This is a genomic window from Photobacterium piscicola (assembly GCF_046058925.1).
GTDB classification, from domain to species: domain Bacteria; phylum Pseudomonadota; class Gammaproteobacteria; order Enterobacterales; family Vibrionaceae; genus Photobacterium; species Photobacterium piscicola.
Map to the genome: position 1 here is coordinate 399,733 of NZ_CP175534.1, position 20,226 is coordinate 419,958.

Consider the following 20,226-nt stretch of genomic DNA (forward strand, 5'->3'; position numbering starts at 1 on the left):
AAAGCACTATTCCATGTAAAGTGAATAGATTTGTAATTAAAGCGCGTCAACATGCGCCCAATTTTTAATGACGTCAGGATAACGAATGAAACTGAACCCAAGGCAAACAGAAGCAGTAAAATACGTTTCCGGGCCGTGCTTAGTCTTGGCTGGTGCCGGCTCTGGCAAAACACGTGTTATTACCAATAAAATCGCTTACTTAGTTCAGAAGTGTGACTATAAAGCACGGAATATCGCTGCGTTAACGTTTACCAATAAAGCCGCCCGTGAAATGAAAGAACGTGTTGGTCAAACATTAGGTCGTCAAGAGTCCAAAGGGTTGATGGTGTCAACTTTCCATACCTTGGGACTTAATATTGTGCGTCGTGAGTGTAAATATTTGGGTTTAAAGGCCAATTTTTCATTGTTTGACGATCAGGATCAGATGGCATTATTGAAAGAATTGACCGAAGAAGAGCTCGATGGCGATAAAGATTTATTAAAGCAACTGCAGTCAACGATTTCTAATTGGAAAAATGACATGTTATCGCCAGTTGATGCCGCTGGCCGCGCACAATCTGAACGTGATCAATTGTTTGCCCATTGCTATGAAATGTATCAACGTCAAATGAAAGCCTATAACGCCCTTGATTTTGATGACTTAATTCTAATGCCAGTGTTGTTGCTTCGTGATAATCAAGACGTACGTCAGCGGTGGCAAAATCGCATTCGTTATTTGCTGGTGGATGAGTATCAAGATACCAATACCAGCCAATATCTATTTGTGAAGTTATTGGTTGGCGAACGAGCGCGATTTACTGTGGTCGGTGATGATGATCAGTCTATCTATTCGTGGCGTGGCGCTCAGCCTGAAAATTTAGCCTTACTTAATAAAGATTTTCCCAATCTGAAAGTAGTTAAGCTTGAGCAAAATTACCGTTCGACCAGTCGTATTCTGCGAACTGCCAATATTCTTATTGCAAATAATCCGCACTTATTTGAAAAAGCACTTTTTTCTGCGATCCCGGATGGGGCAATGCTGAAAGTGCTCACGGCTAAAAATGAAGAGCATGAAGCTGAAAAAGTCGTTGGTGAATTGATCGCACATCGATTTATGAATAACACCGCTTATAAAGATTATGCGATTTTATATCGCGGTAATCATCAGTCACGGTTATTTGAAAAAGCACTGATGCAAAACCGTATACCATATAAAATTTCTGGTGGAACATCGTTTTTCTCGCGGGTTGAAATTAAAGATATGATGGCATATTTGCGAGTACTAACTAACCCCGATGACGATAATGCTTTTCTACGAATAGTGAATACACCTCGCCGTGAAATTGGTCCGGTTACGCTTGAGAAGCTGGGAACATACGCCAATATGCGTGGTAAAAGTTTATTTGAAGCCAGTTTTGAAATGGGATTAGAACAACATTTATCAGGACGAGGTTTAGAAGCTTTGCAACGTTTTACGCATTGGGTTAATCAGTTAGCCGATAATGCAGAACGTGGCGATACCATTGCTGCTGTACGTCAATTAGTGCGTGATATTCACTATGAAGATTGGTTATACGAAACATCAGCCAGTCCTAAAGCTGCAGAAATGCGCATGAAAAACGTCTCTGATTTATACAGTTGGATCACCGCTGATTTAGAAGGTGATAACTATGATAAAGAGATCAAAACCCTTAAAGAGGTGGTGCAGCGATTAACTTTGCGCGACATGATGGAGCGCGGTGAAGATAATGACGACGCAGATCAAGTGCAATTAATGACGCTACATGCTTCAAAAGGATTAGAATTTCCGTATGTGTTCTTAATAGGTACTGAAGAAGGTATTTTGCCACATCAAACCAGTATTGATGAAGACAACGTTGATGAAGAACGTCGATTGGCATATGTTGGGATCACGCGTGCGCAGCGGGAACTTACTTTCACGTTATGTAAAGAACGTCGTCAGTATGGTGAACTAATCAAACCAGAGCCAAGTCGTTTCTTATACGAGTTACCCCAAGATGACTTAGAGTGGGAAAGTGAACGTAAACCCGTTACGGCAGAAGAACGCATGCAAAAAGGCCAAGCCCACATTGCGAATATTCGAAATCTATTTAAGAAATAACCTCTAATACAGGCTTACTTTATACCGGATACCGGTTGTTTATATAAAAGAGAGAGGGAGCGATTCCCTTCTCTTTTATTTTCTAATACATTGACTAGATAAAACCGAATAAGGCGATGTCGTTTTAGTTAGGTTTAATCATATAGTTGATGGCTGCAATAATTTCATCATCACTACAATCCATACAGGTACCTTTTGCTGGCATGGCATTGAAACCTTCAATAGCATGCTTAGCGAGTACGGCATCACCTTGGCTTACACGAGTCGCCCAATCATCAGCATTGCCTTTTTTCGGTGCGCCCATCAACCCTGAATTATGACAAGAAGCACAGTATTGGTCGTAAACTGCTTGGCCTGTTCGTGCGGGGGTTGTCGTTACAACGACTGCGGGAGCCGTTCCTTCTAGGTGTACATTGCCAACAGGCTTGGTTCGATCATTGATTGCTGAAACTGACATGTCAGCAGCAATGGTGGTAGTTGAGAAAAAGAGCAGAGTACAAAGAGCGATTAGCCATAGTCGTAACGATAAATCCATTTTTTCACCTTTTGCTACGTCCTGTTATTTAAGGAAAGGTCATTCATGATGACGATGTGTTATTTTTTATGTGCAATTGTGGATACATATAGATGTTACTCATTTGTAAGTATAGCAACTATAAGCAGTAATAAAGTCTAATCTAGCGCTAACCATGATACGAATCAGCATCGATTTGCTGATAAAATCAGCGAGCGGAAGAAAAATAAAAAAAAACACTTGCCGAGTTGCGTTCTGATCCGTAATATTCACCTCCGTCGATAGGGCAAGGCGCCCGTAGCTCAGCTGGATAGAGCGTTGGCCTCCGGAGCCAAAGGCCGAAGGTTCGAATCCTTTCGGGCGCACCATCATCCGGTCGTATTGGCAATGGTAAAAAAACATTGGTGGCTATAGCTCAGTTGGTAGAGTCCCGGATTGTGATTCCGGTTGTCGCGAGTTCAAGCCTCGTTAGCCACCCCATATTATAATGTGTTGATCACCCAGTCAGCATGTTGGCTTTTTAAAGCCCGCTTGTTTTACAAGCACACAGAATTTAGTCAGTGATAACGTAGTTTTATAGCGTATCTCAGGCTTCTAGGATTAGCGGACCAGAGGGTTTGTTTTCTTAGTAACGATTTAGTCGGTGAATAGCGCAGTTTGGTAGCGCATCTGGTTTGGGACCAGAGGGTCGGGGGTTCGAATCCCTCTTCACCGACCACTTACAATGGTGGCTATAGCTCAGTTGGTAGAGTCCCGGATTGTGATTCCGGTTGTCGCGAGTTCAAGCCTCGTTAGCCACCCCATTTTTAGGTTATCTTTTATTAGAGACCTTGGCCTTGTAAGCCTAAACATTGTCGGTGAATAGCGCAGTTTGGTAGCGCATCTGGTTTGGGACCAGAGGGTCGGGGGTTCGAATCCCTCTTCACCGACCACCATTAAGAAACCTGAATCGAAAGATTCAGGTTTTTTTTCGTCGGTAGAAAAGTATCGTTAATTTTTGTGTCGAAACGCAGAGGGTCGGGGGTTCCCAATATTAGAATCTAGCTCTTCACCGACCACCATTAAGAAAACCGTATCGAAAGATACGGTTTTTTTTCGTCTGCAGAAAAGTATTGCTGATTTTCGTGTAGAAATGCAGAGGGTCGGGGGTTCACTGATATTAGAATCTAGCTCTTCACCGACCACCATTAAGAAACCTGAATCGAAAGATTCAGGTTTTTTTTCGTCTGCAGAAAAGTATTGCTGATTTTCGTGTAGAAATGCCGAGGGTCGGGGGTTCACTGATATTAGAACCTAGCTCTTCACCGACCACCATTAAGAAACCTAAATCGAAAGATTCAGGTTTTTTTTCATCTGTAGAAAAGTAAATCTGTATCATTGGTTTAAAGCTAGAGGGGCGGGAGTTCACTGATATTAGAATCTAGCTCTTCACCGACCACCATTAAGAAAACCTGAATCGAAAGATTCAGGTTTTTTTTCATCTGTAGAAAAGTATTGCTGATTTTCGTGTAGAAATGCAGAGGGTCGGGGGTTCACTGATATTAGAATCTAGCTCTTCACCGACCACCATTAAGAAACCTGAATCGAAAGATACAGTTTTTTTCGTCTGCAGAAAAGTATTGCTGATTTTCGTGTAGAAATGCCGAGGGTTGGGGGTTCACTGATATTAGAACCTAGCTCTTCACCGACCACCATTAAGAAACCTGAATCGAAAGATACAGTTTTTTTCGTCTGCAGAAAAGTATTGCTGATTTTCGTGTAGAAATGCAGAGGGTCGGGAGTTCACTGATATTAGAATCTAGCTCTTCACCGACCACCATTAAGAAAACCTGAATTGAAAGATTCAGGTTTTTTTTCATCTGTAGAAAATGGTAAAGAATGCAATTTGGTAGCGCATCTCTGAGTTTTGAGAAAATAGTTGGTCAGAGGGTGAGGGCTCCTGATATTGGATTTGAGTATCATTAAAAAATCGGAATGTTTGTGTTTTTATTAGCTCAAAATGACCAACAACTCAGTGAGGTTAGCAGGATTTGAATAGTAGCTATTTGAATTGTGTACTGCCCATTTTATCAAATGATGAGAAAACAGTGCGAATATGCTACGTAGGTGGGTAGCGTAAATTTTGCAACCGTTCGTTGTAATGGATATATCCACTGATATTTGTATTTTTAATGGTTATTGTCGCTAGTTATTCTAATGAAAGCGATACTTTGTTTAATTAATGTTAATTTAATTTTTTGTTGTTCTTGAAAATTTATTCATAAATGTATTTTTTAATGGTTATGATTGTTTGGATTATTATGTTGATGATAGAGCTATATTAGTTGCTATTCAGTGGGTTGTGGTTAATTTATTGTTTAGTGCTCTATTGTTTATATATGCGTTCATATAGGGTAAATATGCGAAATATATAAATGGTGATAGTTTTTTACTTTGTGTTGTTGCTTTTTTGTAATATTTTTGACAAATTGAAGTAAGGCATGCAATCAGACAATAGTATTGGCATGGAAAGGAATCAATTATTCAGATAGGCAGGATGCTGCCAGTAGTGGAGTCTGATAATGGCATTATTAGAAGTAAAAAATCTCCGTATAGAATACCCCTCACGATATGGCGTACATGCAGCGGTGAAATCACTGTCATTCACCATTGATCGTGGTGAAATTGTGGGTGTTGTTGGTGAGTCTGGTGCGGGTAAATCGACGGTGGGAAATGCTGTTATTGATTTATTAAGCCCTCCCGGGCAAATTGCTAGCGGTGAGGTGTTTTTAGATGGCACTAAAATATCAGGTTTAAGCGCGGATAAAATGCGCCAAGTTCGTGGATCAAAAATTGGTTTTATATTTCAAGATCCAATGACCTCATTAAATCCTTTATTCACGGTTGAGCAGCAATTAACTGAAACCATTGTGACTAATTTAAAAGTGTCACAATCTGATGCACTCAAGCGAGCTTTAGTGTTGATGGAACAGGTAGGTATTCCTGAGCCTCAGCTGCGAATTAAGCAATATCCTCATCAATTTTCTGGTGGTATGCGACAGCGCGTCGTGATTGCTATCGCGTTAGCCGGTGAACCCGACTTAATTATTGCTGATGAGCCGACCACTGCACTTGATGTATCAATTCAAGATCAAATATTAACCTTGATTCGTGACTTATGTGTGCAGAAAAATGTCGGCTGTATGTTGGTGACCCATGATATGGGAGTGGTTTCTAATGTTACCGATCGCGTTGCTGTTATGTATCGTGGTGACTTAGTTGAAATGGGGACCACTGAACAAGTATTGCAGCGGCCACAACATCCTTATACCCAAAGTTTAATTTCAGCTGTACCGCGTTCTGATATTAAGTTGAAGCGGTTTCCGCTAGTGACGTATATCGAAGATGTTAAGCAGACGCCGACGCTGGATGTTAAACAGCACTGGCTCGGGCAAAGCCAAGATCAACGCACCTATCAAGGCGCGTTGCTTGAGGTTGAAAATGTTAACTTACGCTTTATTACTAAAGATTCATTATTTGAAAGCCGACGTGAATATGTGCAAGCCAATAATGATGTCAGCTTTCATATTGCAGAAGGTGAGACCTTTGGTTTAGTGGGAGAGTCTGGTTCGGGTAAATCCACTATTGCGCGTGTTATTGCCGGTTTATACCCACCAAATAGTGGCACGGTACGGTTTGAAGGTATTGATCTTACGGCATTAAAAAGTGAATCTGAACGTCGTCCTCTGCGTCGTCAAATGCAAATGGTATTCCAAAACCCTTATACATCAATGAATCCTAGAATGCGTATTTTTGACATTATTGCAGAGCCAATTCGATTCCATAAGTTAACTAAAAATGAATTGCAAACACGACAAATTGTGAATGATCTTTTAGATTATGTTGGCCTTGGCCGAGCTGCTGGCATTAAATATCCCCATGAATTTTCCGGTGGTCAGCGGCAGCGGATCTCAATTGCACGCGCCCTAGCTACTCGACCTCGATTATTAATTTGTGATGAACCAACATCAGCACTGGATGTTTCAGTACAAGCACAAATTCTAAACCTCTTAAAAGATCTTCAAGATGAGCTTAATTTGACGATGTTATTTATCAGTCACGATTTACCCGTGATCCGTCAAATGTGTGATCGTATTGGCGTGATGCAACAAGGAACCTTATTAGAAGTTGCACCAACAGAACAATTATTTACTGCACCACAACATCAATATAGTCAGCATTTGATTTCATTAATGCCTGAGTTTAAAGGACTAGAAATCAAACCTCAGCAACGCGCTTAATTTGTTGTTATGAGAGATAAATAAAATAAATACTGAGCGACGGCGCTTGGGCATAAAGGAGTTATGCAATGAAAACCATCAAGAATAAATTAGCGCTAGCATTGATTGCAGCAGGGTTAAGTTTTAGTGTGACAGCCGCAGATCTAAAGCTCGGTTACGCATCAGATCCGGTCTCACTTGATCCTCATGAGCAACTGTCTGGCGGCACATTACAGTTGTCACACATGGTGTTTGATCCTTTGGTTCGTTTTACTCAGAAAATGGATTTTGAACCTCGTCTAGCACAAAGTTGGCAACGTATTGATGCTAATACGTTTCGATTCACCTTACGCCAAGGGGTAAAATTTCACTCAGGTAATTCACTTACCGCAGATGATGTGATTTGGACCTTTAATCGCCTGCAAGCCTCACCTGATTTTAAAGCTATTTTTGAACCTTACTCTGAGATGAAAAAAGTCGATGACTATACCGTCGATATTATCTCTAAAGGCGCTTATCCATTGGTACTTCAAACTGCAACCTACATTTTCCCAATGGACAGTAAGTTTTATAGCGGTAAGACCGCAGACGGTAAAGATAAAGCGGAAGTGGCTAAACACGGTAATTCATTTGCTTCAACCCATATGTCGGGCACGGGTCCATTTATTGTTAGTGATCGTGAGCAAGGGGTAAAAGTTGAATTTACTCGTTTTGCGGGCTATTGGGATACGGCCTCAAAAGGCAATGTTGACACTATTTCATTGTTACCTATTAAAGAAGATGCTACCCGTGTTGCCGCATTGCTTTCTGGTGGGGTCGATATGATTGATCATGTTGCACCTAATGATCATAAGCGTCTTAAAAGTGCTGAGGGGGTTGATTTAGTGACACTTCCTGGCACCCGTTTGATTTCATTTCAAATGAATCAGACCAGTAACGAAGCACTAAAAGATGTTCGTGTTCGTCAAGCGATTGTGCATGCGATTAATAATGAAGGCATTGTTAAAAAGATCATGAAAGGGTTTGCGACCGCAGCAGGGCAACAAAGTCCTGCGGGTTACCAAGGTCATGATAGCGAGTTAGTGCCTCGTTATGATGTTAAAAAAGCCAAGCAATTAATGAAACAAGCGGGATATGAAAACGGCTTTACACTCACTATGTTGGCACCGAATAACCGTTATGTTAATGATGCAAAAATTGCGCAAGCAGCGGCAGCAATGTTAGCCAAAATTGGTATTAAGGTAGATTTAAAAACGTTACCTAAAGCGCAATATTGGCCAGAGTTTGATAAATGTGCTGCCGATATGATGATGATTGGCTGGCATGCTGACACTGAAGACTCCGCTAACTTGACTGAATTTTTAACCATGACTCGTAATGAAAAAACGGGGCAAGGCCAATATAACTGTGGTTTTTATTCTAATCCTGAAGTGGATAAGTTAGTGACAGCAGCCAATGTAGAAACCGATCCTGCTAAGCGAATTGCGATGCTTAAACAAATTGAGGTTACGCTTTATAACGATGCGGCATTTGTACCACTGCATTGGCAGAGTACCGCTTGGGGAGCACGTAATAATGTTCATGCAGGTGCGATCGTTAACTCAATGGAAATGCCATATTTTGGTGACCTTGTCGTCGATGAAAAATAATAATTAATGAGCAGTAAATAAAGCTAAGCATGAGTGCCGAGGCGGGTTTGCTTCGGCATTTTTTTCAGGATGAAATTAAAAGGGGCAGGGAATGTTTTCGTTTCTGGTCAAACGCCTGTTTCAGGCACTGATAGTGATGTTTGTGATCAGTCTGGTGGCATTTGCCATTCAGGATAACCTTGGCGATCCGTTACGAGAGCTCGTCGGGCAGTCGGTATCAGAAGCTGAACGGCAACAATTACGTGATGATTTAGGGCTTAACGATCCGTTTGTTACTAAATATAGTCGCTTTCTGGGGAATGCCGTTCAAGGTGATTTAGGTACTTCATATACTTTTAAGCGCCCTGCGATTGAGGTGATTTTAGATAAATTAGTCGCAACTTTTGAACTCGTATTTGGCGCGACGGTGATCATTATTTTAGTTTCGATTCCACTTGGTGTGTATTCCGCAATTCATCCACGTAGTGTATTTACTAAAGCTGTTATGGCATTTAGTAGCATTGGTATTTCTATTCCGGTGTTTTTAACGGCAATTATGTTGATGTATGTATTCTCAATTGAATTAGGTTGGTTACCCTCATTTGGGCGTGGTGAAACGGCGAATTATTTGGGTTGGGAATCTGGTTTCTTTACTATTGATGGCTTAAAACATTTAGTGCTGCCATGTGTGGCGTTAGCCTCGATTATGTTGCCGTTGTTTATTCGCTTAGTGCGTTCTGAAATGTTGGAAGTATTAAGTTCAGAGTACATCAAGTTTGCTAAGGCAAAGGGATTGCCGATGAATAAGGTTTACTACCAACATGCGCTTAAAAATACTATGTTGCCGGTATTAACCGTGGGTGGTGTACAAATTGGCACCATGATCGCTTACACCATTTTGACTGAAAGTGTATTTCAGTGGCCAGGAACTGGGTTGTTATTTTTAGATGCTATTAATCGAGTCGATACTCCACTTATTACCGCGTATGTGATTTTTGTAGGACTCATTTTTGTGGTCACCAATACCATTGTTGACCTGCTTTATGGGTTGGTTAACCCAACAGTAGATTTGACGGGCAAGGGAGCGTAAGTCATGGAGAGTATTAGCACCGTTGCACCAACTCGTTGGCAGCGTTTTAAAAATTCCGATATTGTGTATTATTTTCTTAAAGACAAAGTGGCGATGGTGTGTTTTGCCATATTTATAAGCTTTGCTACCGCGGCTTTATTTGCGCCGTTTATTGCACCGACAAATCCTTATGATTTATCAACCATCGATATTATGGATTCTGAATTACCACCTGCATGGATGGCAGATGGTGATGCTAATTTTAGCCTTGGTACTGATAATCAAGGTCGTGATATTTATTCGACTATTTTATATGGTATGCGCTTATCACTGACGATCGGCTTATTAGCAGTAGCGTTACAGCTCGTGCTGGGGGTGATTATTGGTTTAACCGCAGGTTATTTTGGTGGACGAATTGATAGTTTATTAATGCGTGTTGCTGATGTGCAATTATCGTTTTCCACCATGATGGTGGCGATTATTGTATCTGCTATTTTTCGTACTGCATTAGGGGCTGAAACATACGCCCAATATGCGGTGATTATGTTAGTGGTGATTATCGGTTTTGCGGAATGGCCACAGTATGCACGAACGGTACGCGCCTCTGTTTTGGCAGAGAAAAGAAAAGAGTATGTTGAAGCTGCTAAGGTGATGGGCTTTCGAGCACCACGGATCATGTTCCGTCATATTTTGCCTAATTGTTTATCGCCGATTTTAGTAATTTCAACGGTACAGGTTGCTAACGCTATTATGTCGGAAGCGGCGCTATCATTTTTAGGCTTAGGTTTACCGGTGGATCAGCCATCGTTAGGCTCACTGATCAGCATCGGCTTTAACTATATTTTCTCGGGCTCATGGTGGATCACCGCCTTCCCTGGGGTCGTATTAATAACCTTAGTGTTAGTGATTAACTTGCTGGGTGATTGGCTACGGGATGTGTTTAACCCTAAGATTTATAAAGGTTAGATTAGATTTTCTATTTTGAGAGTAAATGAAGAAAGGCGACCGAGTGGTCGCCTTTTTGTTATTAATTAAGAGTGTTATTTAGAAAATCAAATGTGCCATTAGCGCAATTACTGGCAGAGTGACTAAAGTACGTAGAATAAAGATCACAAATAACTCCCATGCTTTAACCGGTACTTTACTGCCAATTAATAGCGCGCCAATTTCAGACATGTAAATTAGCTGAGTAACTGACATCGCAGCAATGATAAATCGAGTCATATCACTTTGAATGGTTGATGCCAAAATTGATGGCAAGAACATATCGGCAAACCCGACCACGATGGTTTTTGATGCCGCTTCTGCTTCTGGAATATGCAGCAATTCAAGGAATGGAATAAATGGCATGCCGAGGTAATCAAAAATAGGGGTATTTTCAGCGATCACTAACGCCATCGTACCTATTGCCATAACAACAGGCAGTACACCAAATACCATATCAACGGCGTTTTTAAGTCCATCAACAACAATTGCAGGTAAGCTTTTTACTTCCGCGGCTTTTTTTAGTGCTTGCTCAATCCCATAAGAGAAAATGTTATGACCTTCAGGTACGGTTTCATCATGTGATGATTCAGTGGTGCCATTAATATAGACATTTTTCTTACGTGATAATGGTGGTAAGCGCGGCACAATAATAGCAGCCACTAGTCCAGCCAAACATACGGTTAAGTAGAACGGGGCAAACATATGTTCTAAATTAACTTGAGCGATAACAACTAAGCTGAAAGTGATGGATACCGCTGAGAATGTAGTACCAATAACAGCAGCTTCACGCTGAGTGTACATACCTGATTCATATTGCTTGCTGGTCAGTAATACGCCAACAGAACCATCACCTAACCACGAAGCAATACAGTTAACTGATGAACGTCCCGGCAGGCCAAAAATAGGGCGCATGATACGGGTAAATAGAGTGCCAAAGAATTCTAATAAGCCAAAATTAAGCAGTAGCGGTAGCAGTAAACCAGCAAAAATAAACACTGAAAATAATACGGGCAGTAAATTATTGAGTACTAAGCCACCAGTGGCATCGTTACGAAACATCACCGGGCCAATATTAAAGTAAGTCATTACTGCAAAGATAGCGCCAAGCTGTTGCACGATAAACCACATTAAAGACGGGTTCAATAAGCCATTGATGAAGCTGTTGCGAATGACAAATCCAGGCTTAAAGAGCTTGGTAATAATAGACATGATGGCAGTAAAACTGATCACGCCTGTCACAATCGATGTCAGTGAATTTTCAAAATGGCTTTGAATAGTTTTGGCTAATACGGCGATTGGGATCGTAATGTCACCATCAAAGTTGATCGGTGCCATAAATAAAAACACGCCAATTAATGATGGAATGATAAACATTAACCAATTATTGATACTTTTAGGTGGTGCTACTGCTTGTTGATGCATATTTGTCTATAACCTACTGGTAGAAACGGCCGAATTAATGGGGGTATCCCCGAGGTCTTGTGAGAATAACTATTCATTGTTATCCCATAAATAAGAATTCGAAGATTACCGTTTTTATTTAATAGATGGAATAGTCAGCAACTAAAAAATTGGTTATTTATGCGATTATTTGGGTTTTTTATTCGAGGTGGCAATTTTAAGACGTTATGTATGTAATACAGGTTTACTATCTACAAAAGATTTATTTGTCACATTTGAATGTAATTTTAAGTTAATTGTTACCATGTAGTAATAGTCTTTATATTTTTAAGCTATTGTTGATTTTAAGTGTTCAGTTAGACTTCATTCCATCAGAAAGCATTACTAAAGATGATGCTCAGTTAAATAAATAGTCGGTTGAATTTAGCTAATAATTTCAGATTCGACGCCATTCATTTTTGTGACACTCAAATCCAATAATAAATCGACTACCTGTACTCAATAAGATCACTGCATTGACTTTGGTCTTACTATAAAAATAAGGCACTACCCATGACAACATTAACAACGAAGCCCGGTATTACACTGATTAAATCAGGCTCTTTTAAATTAAATGATCTCAGTAAGTTACTTGAAGTTGAAGGCTTAAAAAGTGATATGGCAGAGGTTGCTGTAACCACGAACAGCAACGCATTAACGATGGGTCATTTCACCATGTCTCCAGGGGTTGAATTTGAATACTTTTACGATTCTGTTGAGTACAAGGTGATCACCAAAGGTAAGATTGTGGTTCGTGATGAAGCCGGCACTAAATATGTTGCTGAAGTTGGCGATGTTATTTTATTTAGTCCTGATGTTACGGTTATCTTTGATGCTGAAAGTGACGGTGAAGCTATTTATACTGCACATCGTCCTGCAGCAGCTGATTTTGCTCCGGCACAATAAAAACAGTATAAATTTAACCCCTGATATGTTGTTAGGGGTTGTTTAGATGGACATCGATGTTTAACCATTACTATTTGGTAACAGTGTTTTTGATTTTCATAGTATTGTTAATCAGAAGGTAATGGTTAAAATAAGATCATATTATAACGGCTTGTTAATTTCGTATAGACTGAAATGATTGAGCTAAAATAACGATGAGGTACACCATGGCAGCACATTCAAATCAGCAATTTCATGTAGGTCAGATCATTGATGAACACCCGTTTGTTGCTGGTGATGGCGCAGTAATTGAGATGTTCCGTAATGATATGAGTAATATCGTTTTTATTGGTTTAACTGGCATTACAGCTGAAGAGCAACAAATGATGGCAGAAGCGACCGCAGAATTTGGTTTAATGAAAACTGAAAATGGTGGTTGCTTGGTGGTATTTAAGTTGGCTGAACTTGCGTTTGATATTCAATTTAATGCTGCAGCGATTCCAAATGAATATTTTCAACAGCCAACCACATCAACATTAGCCTTATCGATGATGGCGTTAGATACTAGTAATAATGAGCTTAAAGTGATCCGTGAATTATTATTACCTGAAGCGGTTACTCAACAAATAATTGAAGTGATGAGCATTCAACGTGAGATTGAAGATCCAATGGCTGTCAATGCTGAAAATATGCATTTATTGAATACGGTTAGCACAGAAGAATTACTACAACAAATCACCTTAACCCCTATTCAAACTGTTATCGCACCAAGCTATAGTTGTGGTCATAGCCATAATGATGGACATCATCATCATTAAGATGCAATTCTTAGTATAGATAAAAAACACCGCTTTTGAGCGGTGTTTTTATAAAAAGGTGTTTTTTGAAAAGGTTAATTTAATACAATCTCACTATTGGTATAAATGTGGCTCAGACTTTGTTCTTGATATAAATGTTTTTGAATCACATGGAGTAGAAAAATAAAATCCTTGGCATAAGTGAATATTGAATTTTTTTATTTTATTTAATTCTGATTCTGTTTCAATACCTTCAGCAACGATAGTAAGATTCAACGAATTACCTAATGTTGCTAGTGTCTCAAGCATATTACTTTTTGATACTGCAAATTTATCTGAAATGAAATATTTGTCTATTTTCATTATGTCAAAAGGTAATTCTTGAATGGTAAGTAAATTTGAATATCCAGTGCCAACGTCATCAATTGATAATAATATGGATTCTTTTTTTAATTTTTTCATTACAATATTAATTTCATCCAAATAAATAAAACTATTTTCGCTTTCTGTTAGTTCTATTATTATTTTATTTTTTATATTTGGGTTCTTTTTAATTAAAGTAATAACTTTTTGCATAAATTTGTCATCAAGAAGCATTGATACAGTAAAATTAAAGCTTAGCATGAAATCTTTATTTATATTGGCTTTATTTAGTGTGTTAAATGCTTCTCTTATTAAATTTAACGTAATGTTCTTTATATCATTGGTTTTTTCTAAATTAGTGATGAACTCAGCGGGCGGAACAATTATGCCATTATAATTCCAACGGCATAGGATTTCAGCTGAAACGAATTTTTGTTGCTTGGTTGAATAGATAGATTGAAAGTAAGGTATAAATTCACTGTTGTTAGCTGCTTTTTTTAGTCTTCGATATAACACTTTGTTACTATCAAAATATGATAATAATAGGGATGATATAATATTTACTAATAATAAAGATATAATGAAATTGAAAGATAAAACCATTAATAGTTTTTTAATGGTTAAGCCACTAATAATAATAGAGTGTAGATGTTTGGCATTATGTGTCAAACTATAATATAAAAGTCCGTTAGGTATTATTGAGTTTGAGTCAATAACTAAAAAATTAGTTAATATATTATGGCTTAAATTTTTTAATAATTTAGAATAGAAGTTTATTATATAATACCCAGAACCAAACTTAAAAATATAATTAGTTTTGGTTTTATTATAAGGGTCATCAAATAACTTAACCCCAACATTATTATGGATCATTTTTTTTATATATTCAGGAACTGGGTTATTAATGCCACTATTATTATAATGATATTTGTCATTATAAATGTAGGCAATATCCATTATCTCTGGATATTTTATTTCAATTTCTTCTAGAAAACGTTGGTTTTGTTCTTTGCTATTTAACTCTAAGTTACTTTCATGTTCAATGTGCAATTGAGGCTTATAGATAACGTTATCTAATAGTTGTATGATGTTATTTATTTGTTTCCGTTCTATATATCTAATTGTTATATGGCTAATTAATAATGATAATAAAGCGCTTAGTAATATAATTATAAAAAAGGAATATATTTTTTTCATTGTTATCTTTTTATGTAATGCATCGTGATGCTTATTAGTGCCATCTGTTGTTGGGTGTATGCATTATATGTATCAATAATTTTAAATAACAATAAATTAATTATATTTTAAACGGTGTGACCTTTTTAAGGACGAATAATAATTAAAAAAGAATATGGTGATGCTATAAAATTAATTGTTATGCTTATTTTAGTTAACATAAGCATAATTGTATTATGAGTAAAAAATAAAAAGGCCGATAATTCGACCTTTTTAATACTGTCAGAGATCTGACTATCTCATGGTAACAAATTCTTCCGAACCTGTTGGGTGGATAGCAACAACACTATCGAAATCAGCTTTAGTTGCGCCCATCTTAATTGCAACACCAAAGCCTTGAATCATTTCATCAACGGTATAACCAATACCATGTAGGCCAACAACTTTTTCATCATCACCCGCACACACTAATTTCATTTTACATGGCTGACGGTGGGTTGTGACCGCGGTGTACATTGCAGTAAAGCCTGATTGGTAGACTTTGACGTTGTCTTCACCGTATTGATCAATTGCTTCTTGAGTTGTTAGACCAATAGTACCAATTGGTGGGTGGCTAAATACCACTGTTGGTACCAGTTTGTAGTCCATCTTGGCTTCTGGCTTGTTATTAAACAAACGCTCAGATAATTGACGACCTGCTTTAACAGCAATTGGGGTTAGTTCGATACCGCCTTCCATGATGTCGCCAACACAGTAAATACCGTCAATATTGGTTTGTTGGTATTGATCAACTTTGATGTAACCACGAGCGTTGGTTTCAACACCGGCAGCTTGAAGGTTGATTTTGTCTGTGGTTGGGTGACGACCAATCGCCCAAATCAGTAAATCGGTGTTATGTGATTTACCGTCTTCAAAATGAAGTGTGATAGAACCATCGGCCTCTTTTACCACTTCTTTAGGAATTGAATGGGTGTGAAGGGTTGGACCTTCAGCTGCCATTACTTCCACTAAAGTATCAACAATCATTGGATCAAAGCTACGTAGTGGTGATTCTTTACGAACGAACAGATGGGTATCTGTGCCGAGTGCACTTAATACGCCCGCGATCTCAACTGCGATATAACCCGCACCTACAATTGCAGTACGTTTTGGTTGTGCTGTTAGTTCAAAGAAACCGTTTGAGTCAATACCGTGTTCTGCGCCAAGTACATTAGGAATTGTTGGTTCACCACCGACCGCAATTAAAATATGATCGGCAGTGTAATGTTCACCGTTAACAGCAATAGTTTTAGCATCAACAAAGGTCGCAAAGCCATTGATGACTTCAACGTTATTATTACCAAGTACATTGTCATATGAAGTATGAATGCGGCTGATGTAAGCTTCGCGGTTTTCAACCAGTTTAGCCCAGTTGAAATCTTTCACATCAACATTAAAGCCATAGTCTTTAGCGTAAAGGTGGATCGCTTCAGCGATTTGAGCGCCGTGCCACATTACTTTTTTGGGTACACAACCGACGTTAACGCAGGTGCCACCAAGGGCTTTTGCTTCAATTATTGCAACCTTAGCACCATACATTGCAGCGCGGTTTGCTGATGCAATACCGCCGCTACCACCACCGATACAGATGTAATCAAAATGCTTCGCCATGACTTTACTCCAATAGATGTTATGAATATTCACTGTCACCTAGTGTAATCAAGATTGGGCTGAGTGACGAGGATTTAAAATCGGAAAAATCGATTAATATAATGTTTTACCATCGAAAATGATGATTGTCACGTGGGGAATGTAACAGCTACACCGCAATGCAGCTGTTTTTTAGGCAAAGTATTATCAGTGTAATTTACTCAGGCACGATCCATTCGATTTTATGATGACCATGATTGGGTGCAATGGCTTGTTGTAACCATGGCAGTATTTGCTCCATTTGACTGGCTAATTTCCATGGCGGGTTAATCACAATCATGCCTGAAGCTGTCATTCCGCGTTCTTCTGTGTCAGGTTCTACACCCAGCTCAATTTGAAGAATATTACGAATATTTAAGTCTTTCAAACCATTAATCATGCGATCAATAGTTTCACGGTAAACCACAGGGTACCAAATAGCATAGGTGCCTGTTGCCCAACGTTGGTGGCTGTGTTTGATCGCTTTCACCACATCTTGGTATTCATGCTTGAGCTCATAAGGGGGATCAATCAACACCACCCCGCGACGTTCTTTAGGCGGTAAACTCGCTTTTAGACGAGCAAAAGCATCTTCTTGATACATTTTAACGCGACGATCACCGCGAAATTCTTGTAACAATAATGGGAAATCGCTTGGGTGTAACTCGGTTAATACCATGCGGTCTTGGTCGCGAATTTGAGCGCGAGCAACTTTGGGGGAACCAGGGTAATAACGTAATTCGTCAGTGTCATTAATGGCTTTAATGGCATCAATATAGGCGCCAATTTCAGTAGGAATATCATTGCGTGACCAAATTCGAGCGATACCTTGCTTAAACTCACCGGTTTTTTCGCTGCGCTCATCTTGAAGATCATAGCGACCAACACCTGAGTGAGTATCGTGATACACGAACGGTTTATCTTTCTGCTTGAGTGCATCCAGAATTAAGCTTTGAACAATGTGTTTAACCACATCTGCGTGGTTGCCAGCGTGAAAGCTGTGGCGATAACTCAGCATGAAATTAGTCTCTATCGGTATCTAAAGCAGGGATGCTAGTGACTATTATCGTCAATTATTCAGCAATATCCAACCATGGTGCCAACCTTTGCTACTATCTAAATTAAGGAAATGCGCTATTTCTGCATTTTTAGACCCTAAACCAAGCAAAGGATTGAAATTTATCTATTGCGGGCGCATGTTAAGAAGAAGATAAAAATAAAGGAAAAACGTATGTCTAACCCATTGTTGACGATGACTGATTTGCCTCCATTTGCTCATATTAAACCTGAGCACATTAAACCTGCGGTTGAACAAGCGATCACTGATTGTCGAAATAACGTTGAAGCCGTACTGTCTCAATTTCAAATGCCAACATGGGACACAATTTGTCGCCCATTAGCTGAGTTAGATGATCGCCTCGGGCGTATTTGGTCACCAGTAGGGCATCTTAATGGGGTTAAAAATAGCCCTGAATTGCGCCAAGCATATGAAAGTTGCCTGCCGTTATTATCTGATTATGCGACGTGGGTTGGACAGCATAAAGGCCTTTATGATGCATATAAGATGATTCGAGCCAGTGATGATTTCGCTGATTTAAGTCAAGCTCAACAAAAAGCAGTAACAGATGCCCTTAAAGCCTTTGAGCTGTCAGGTATTGGGTTACCTGCCGAGCAACAACAACGCTTTGGTGAGATCAGTAAGCGTTTGTCTGAATTAGCCTCAACCTTTAGTAATAATGTACTCGATGCCACTATGGCGTGGAGCAAAGTGATTACTGATGTTGACCAATTACAAGGTTTACCTGCATCAGCATTGCAAGCGGCACAAGCAAATGCACAAGCGAAAGATGAGCAAGGCTATCTATTTACGCTTGATATTCCGTCATATTTACCGGTGATGACGTACTGTAATAATCGTGAGTTACGTGCTGAAATGTATCAAGCATTTAGTACGCGCGCGTCTGATCAAGGTCCAAATGCTGGTGAGTTTGATAATACTGACATCATTGCTGAAAAACTAAAACTAAGTCATGAAATGGCACGTTTATTGGGCTTTAGTAGTTACGGTGAGAAATCATTGGCAACCAAGATGGCACAATCGACGGATCAAGTGCTGAGCTTTTTAAACGATTTAGCTGATCGCGCTAAGCCACAAGGTGAGCGTGAAGTGGCTGAGTTACGTGATTATGCGCGTGATGAATTTGGTATTGAGCAATTAGAACCGTGGGATTTTGCTTTTTATTCTGAAAAATTAAAACAACATCGTTACAGTATTTCTGATGAAGAATTACGCCCATATTTCCCTGAGCAAAAAGTGGTGGCGGGGTTATTTGAAGTGCTAAACCGTGTGTTTGGGCTTGAAATAAAACAACGTCATGGGGTAGAAGTGTGGCATGAATCGGTGACCTTCTATGACATCTTTGACGCTCAAGGCATGTTGCGTGGTAGCTTCTATTTAGATTTATATGCCCGTGAACATAAACGTGGTGGTGCATGGATGGATGAGTGCATGGTTCGTCGCACTCGCATCGATGGTAGTTTGCAAACACCGGTGGCTTATTTAACGTGTAACTTTAATCGTCCTGTGGGCGATCAACCGGCACTATTTACTCATAACGAAGTCACAACCTTGTTCCATGAAACGGGTCACGGTATTCACCATATGCTGACTCAAATTGATGTGGCTGCGGTGTCAGGTATTAATGGTGTGCCATGGGATGCAGTAGAATTACCAAGTCAATTCCTTGAAAATTGGTGCTGGCAGGAAGAAGCGTTAGCCTTTATTTCAGGTCATTATGAGACGGGTGATCCATTACCAAAAGTAATGCTTGATAAAATGTTAGCAGCGAAGAACTTCCAATCAGCGATGTTTATTTTACGTCAGCTTGAATTTGGTCTGTTCGATTTCAGTTTGTATACTAACTATGATCCTGAAACTGGCGCTCAAGTGTTAGCAACGTTATTTGAAGTTAAAGATAAAGTGTCTGTTGTGCCAAGCCCAGAATGGGGTCGATTCCCTCATAGCTTTAGTCATATTTTTGCAGGTGGCTATAGTGCGGGTTATTACAGTTACTTATGGGCAGAGTTATTGTCGGCTGATGCGTTTTCTCGTTTTGAAGAAGAAGGTATTTTTAATACTCAAACAGGCAGTGATTTCCTCACCTGTATCTTAGAAAAAGGTGGCAGTGAAGAGCCGATGGAGCTATTTAAGCGCTTCCGTGGCCGTGAACCACAATTAGATGCAATGTTACGCCACAGTGGTATTACTGGCTAAGATTTGCTTATCACGAAGCGATAGCTAATAAAAAAGGCTCCTTGGGGAGCCTTTTTTGATCATAG

At 39.4% G+C, this 20,226-nt stretch carries 13 protein-coding genes and 5 tRNA genes; 13 read left to right on the forward strand and 5 right to left on the reverse strand.

The window, feature by feature from the left end:
• Positions 1 to 85 precede the first annotated feature (85 nt).
• Positions 86 to 2,101 carry a DNA helicase Rep gene (gene rep, locus ACJZU6_RS01900; RefSeq protein ID WP_408900559.1) on the forward strand — a complete coding sequence of 672 codons (2,016 nt, stop codon included), beginning with the start codon at positions 86 to 88 and terminating at the stop codon, positions 2,099 to 2,101.
• 124 nt (positions 2,102 to 2,225) lie between these two features.
• Here the strand turns inward: rep and ACJZU6_RS01905 are convergent, their stop codons facing one another.
• Positions 2,226 to 2,636, reverse strand: coding sequence for a c-type cytochrome (locus ACJZU6_RS01905; protein WP_408900560.1), 411 nt, complete (start codon positions 2,634 to 2,636; stop codon positions 2,226 to 2,228).
• 270 nt (positions 2,637 to 2,906) lie between these two features.
• Here ACJZU6_RS01905 and ACJZU6_RS01910 point away from each other — a divergent pair.
• The 9 genes from ACJZU6_RS01910 (at position 2,907) to ACJZU6_RS01950 (ending at position 10,537) form a co-directional block, all read left to right on the forward strand.
• Positions 2,907 to 2,983, forward strand: a tRNA-Arg gene (locus tag ACJZU6_RS01910).
• A 36-nt stretch (positions 2,984 to 3,019) separates the two neighbouring features.
• A tRNA-His gene (locus ACJZU6_RS01915) sits at positions 3,020 to 3,095 on the forward strand.
• Positions 3,096 to 3,256: 161 nt separating this feature from the next.
• Positions 3,257 to 3,333 (forward strand) — tRNA-Pro (locus tag ACJZU6_RS01920).
• A gap of 9 nt (positions 3,334 to 3,342) precedes the next feature.
• Positions 3,343 to 3,418, forward strand: a tRNA-His gene (locus ACJZU6_RS01925).
• 52 nt (positions 3,419 to 3,470) lie between these two features.
• Positions 3,471 to 3,547: transfer RNA gene (locus tag ACJZU6_RS01930), tRNA-Pro, on the forward strand.
• A 1,629-nt stretch (positions 3,548 to 5,176) separates the two neighbouring features.
• Positions 5,177 to 6,895, forward strand: coding sequence for a dipeptide ABC transporter ATP-binding protein (locus ACJZU6_RS01935; protein WP_408900561.1), 1,719 nt, complete (start codon positions 5,177 to 5,179; stop codon positions 6,893 to 6,895).
• A 68-nt stretch (positions 6,896 to 6,963) separates the two neighbouring features.
• Positions 6,964 to 8,523, forward strand: a complete 1,560-nt coding sequence (locus ACJZU6_RS01940) for an ABC transporter substrate-binding protein (protein WP_408900562.1) — start codon at positions 6,964 to 6,966, stop codon at positions 8,521 to 8,523.
• 91 nt (positions 8,524 to 8,614) lie between these two features.
• Complete coding sequence (locus ACJZU6_RS01945; protein ID WP_080159284.1) at positions 8,615 to 9,592, forward strand: ABC transporter permease; 978 nt, start codon at positions 8,615 to 8,617, stop codon at positions 9,590 to 9,592.
• A 3-nt stretch (positions 9,593 to 9,595) separates the two neighbouring features.
• On the forward strand, positions 9,596 to 10,537 hold the full coding sequence (locus tag ACJZU6_RS01950) for an ABC transporter permease (protein WP_408900563.1): 942 nt from the start codon (positions 9,596 to 9,598) through the stop codon (positions 10,535 to 10,537).
• Between the two features lie 78 nt (positions 10,538 to 10,615).
• Here ACJZU6_RS01950 and ACJZU6_RS01955 read toward each other — a convergent pair whose 3' ends face one another.
• The gene (locus tag ACJZU6_RS01955) at positions 10,616 to 11,980 is read right to left on the reverse strand and encodes a YjiH family protein (RefSeq protein WP_107277154.1); all 1,365 of its coding nucleotides are present in this window, start codon (positions 11,978 to 11,980) and stop codon (positions 10,616 to 10,618) included.
• Positions 11,981 to 12,511: 531 nt separating this feature from the next.
• On the opposite strand from ACJZU6_RS01955, the gene ACJZU6_RS01960 reads away from it, so the two are divergent.
• The gene (locus tag ACJZU6_RS01960; protein ID WP_408900564.1) at positions 12,512 to 12,904 is read left to right on the forward strand and encodes a hypothetical protein; all 393 of its coding nucleotides are present in this window, start codon (positions 12,512 to 12,514) and stop codon (positions 12,902 to 12,904) included.
• Between the two features lie 206 nt (positions 12,905 to 13,110).
• A complete protein-coding gene (locus tag ACJZU6_RS01965) occupies positions 13,111 to 13,701 on the forward strand; it encodes a hypothetical protein (RefSeq protein ID WP_408900565.1) in 591 nt (196 codons plus the stop codon).
• A gap of 93 nt (positions 13,702 to 13,794) precedes the next feature.
• On the opposite strand, the gene ACJZU6_RS01970 is transcribed toward ACJZU6_RS01965, so the two are convergent.
• From ACJZU6_RS01970 to ACJZU6_RS01980, 3 genes are all read right to left on the reverse strand, one after another.
• Entirely contained in the window at positions 13,795 to 15,240 is a 1,446-nt protein-coding gene (locus tag ACJZU6_RS01970) for an EAL domain-containing protein (RefSeq protein WP_408900566.1), read from the reverse strand.
• A 273-nt stretch (positions 15,241 to 15,513) separates the two neighbouring features.
• The gene (gorA, locus tag ACJZU6_RS01975; RefSeq protein WP_408900567.1) at positions 15,514 to 16,869 is read right to left on the reverse strand and encodes a glutathione-disulfide reductase; all 1,356 of its coding nucleotides are present in this window, start codon (positions 16,867 to 16,869) and stop codon (positions 15,514 to 15,516) included.
• A gap of 196 nt (positions 16,870 to 17,065) precedes the next feature.
• The gene (locus tag ACJZU6_RS01980) at positions 17,066 to 17,905 is read right to left on the reverse strand and encodes a 23S rRNA (adenine(2030)-N(6))-methyltransferase RlmJ (RefSeq protein ID WP_080159276.1); all 840 of its coding nucleotides are present in this window, start codon (positions 17,903 to 17,905) and stop codon (positions 17,066 to 17,068) included.
• A 213-nt stretch (positions 17,906 to 18,118) separates the two neighbouring features.
• On the opposite strand from ACJZU6_RS01980, the gene prlC reads away from it, so the two are divergent.
• Positions 18,119 to 20,161 carry an oligopeptidase A gene (gene prlC, locus ACJZU6_RS01985; protein WP_408900568.1) on the forward strand — a complete coding sequence of 681 codons (2,043 nt, stop codon included), beginning with the start codon at positions 18,119 to 18,121 and terminating at the stop codon, positions 20,159 to 20,161.
• The last annotated feature ends 65 nt before the right edge of the window (positions 20,162 to 20,226 follow it).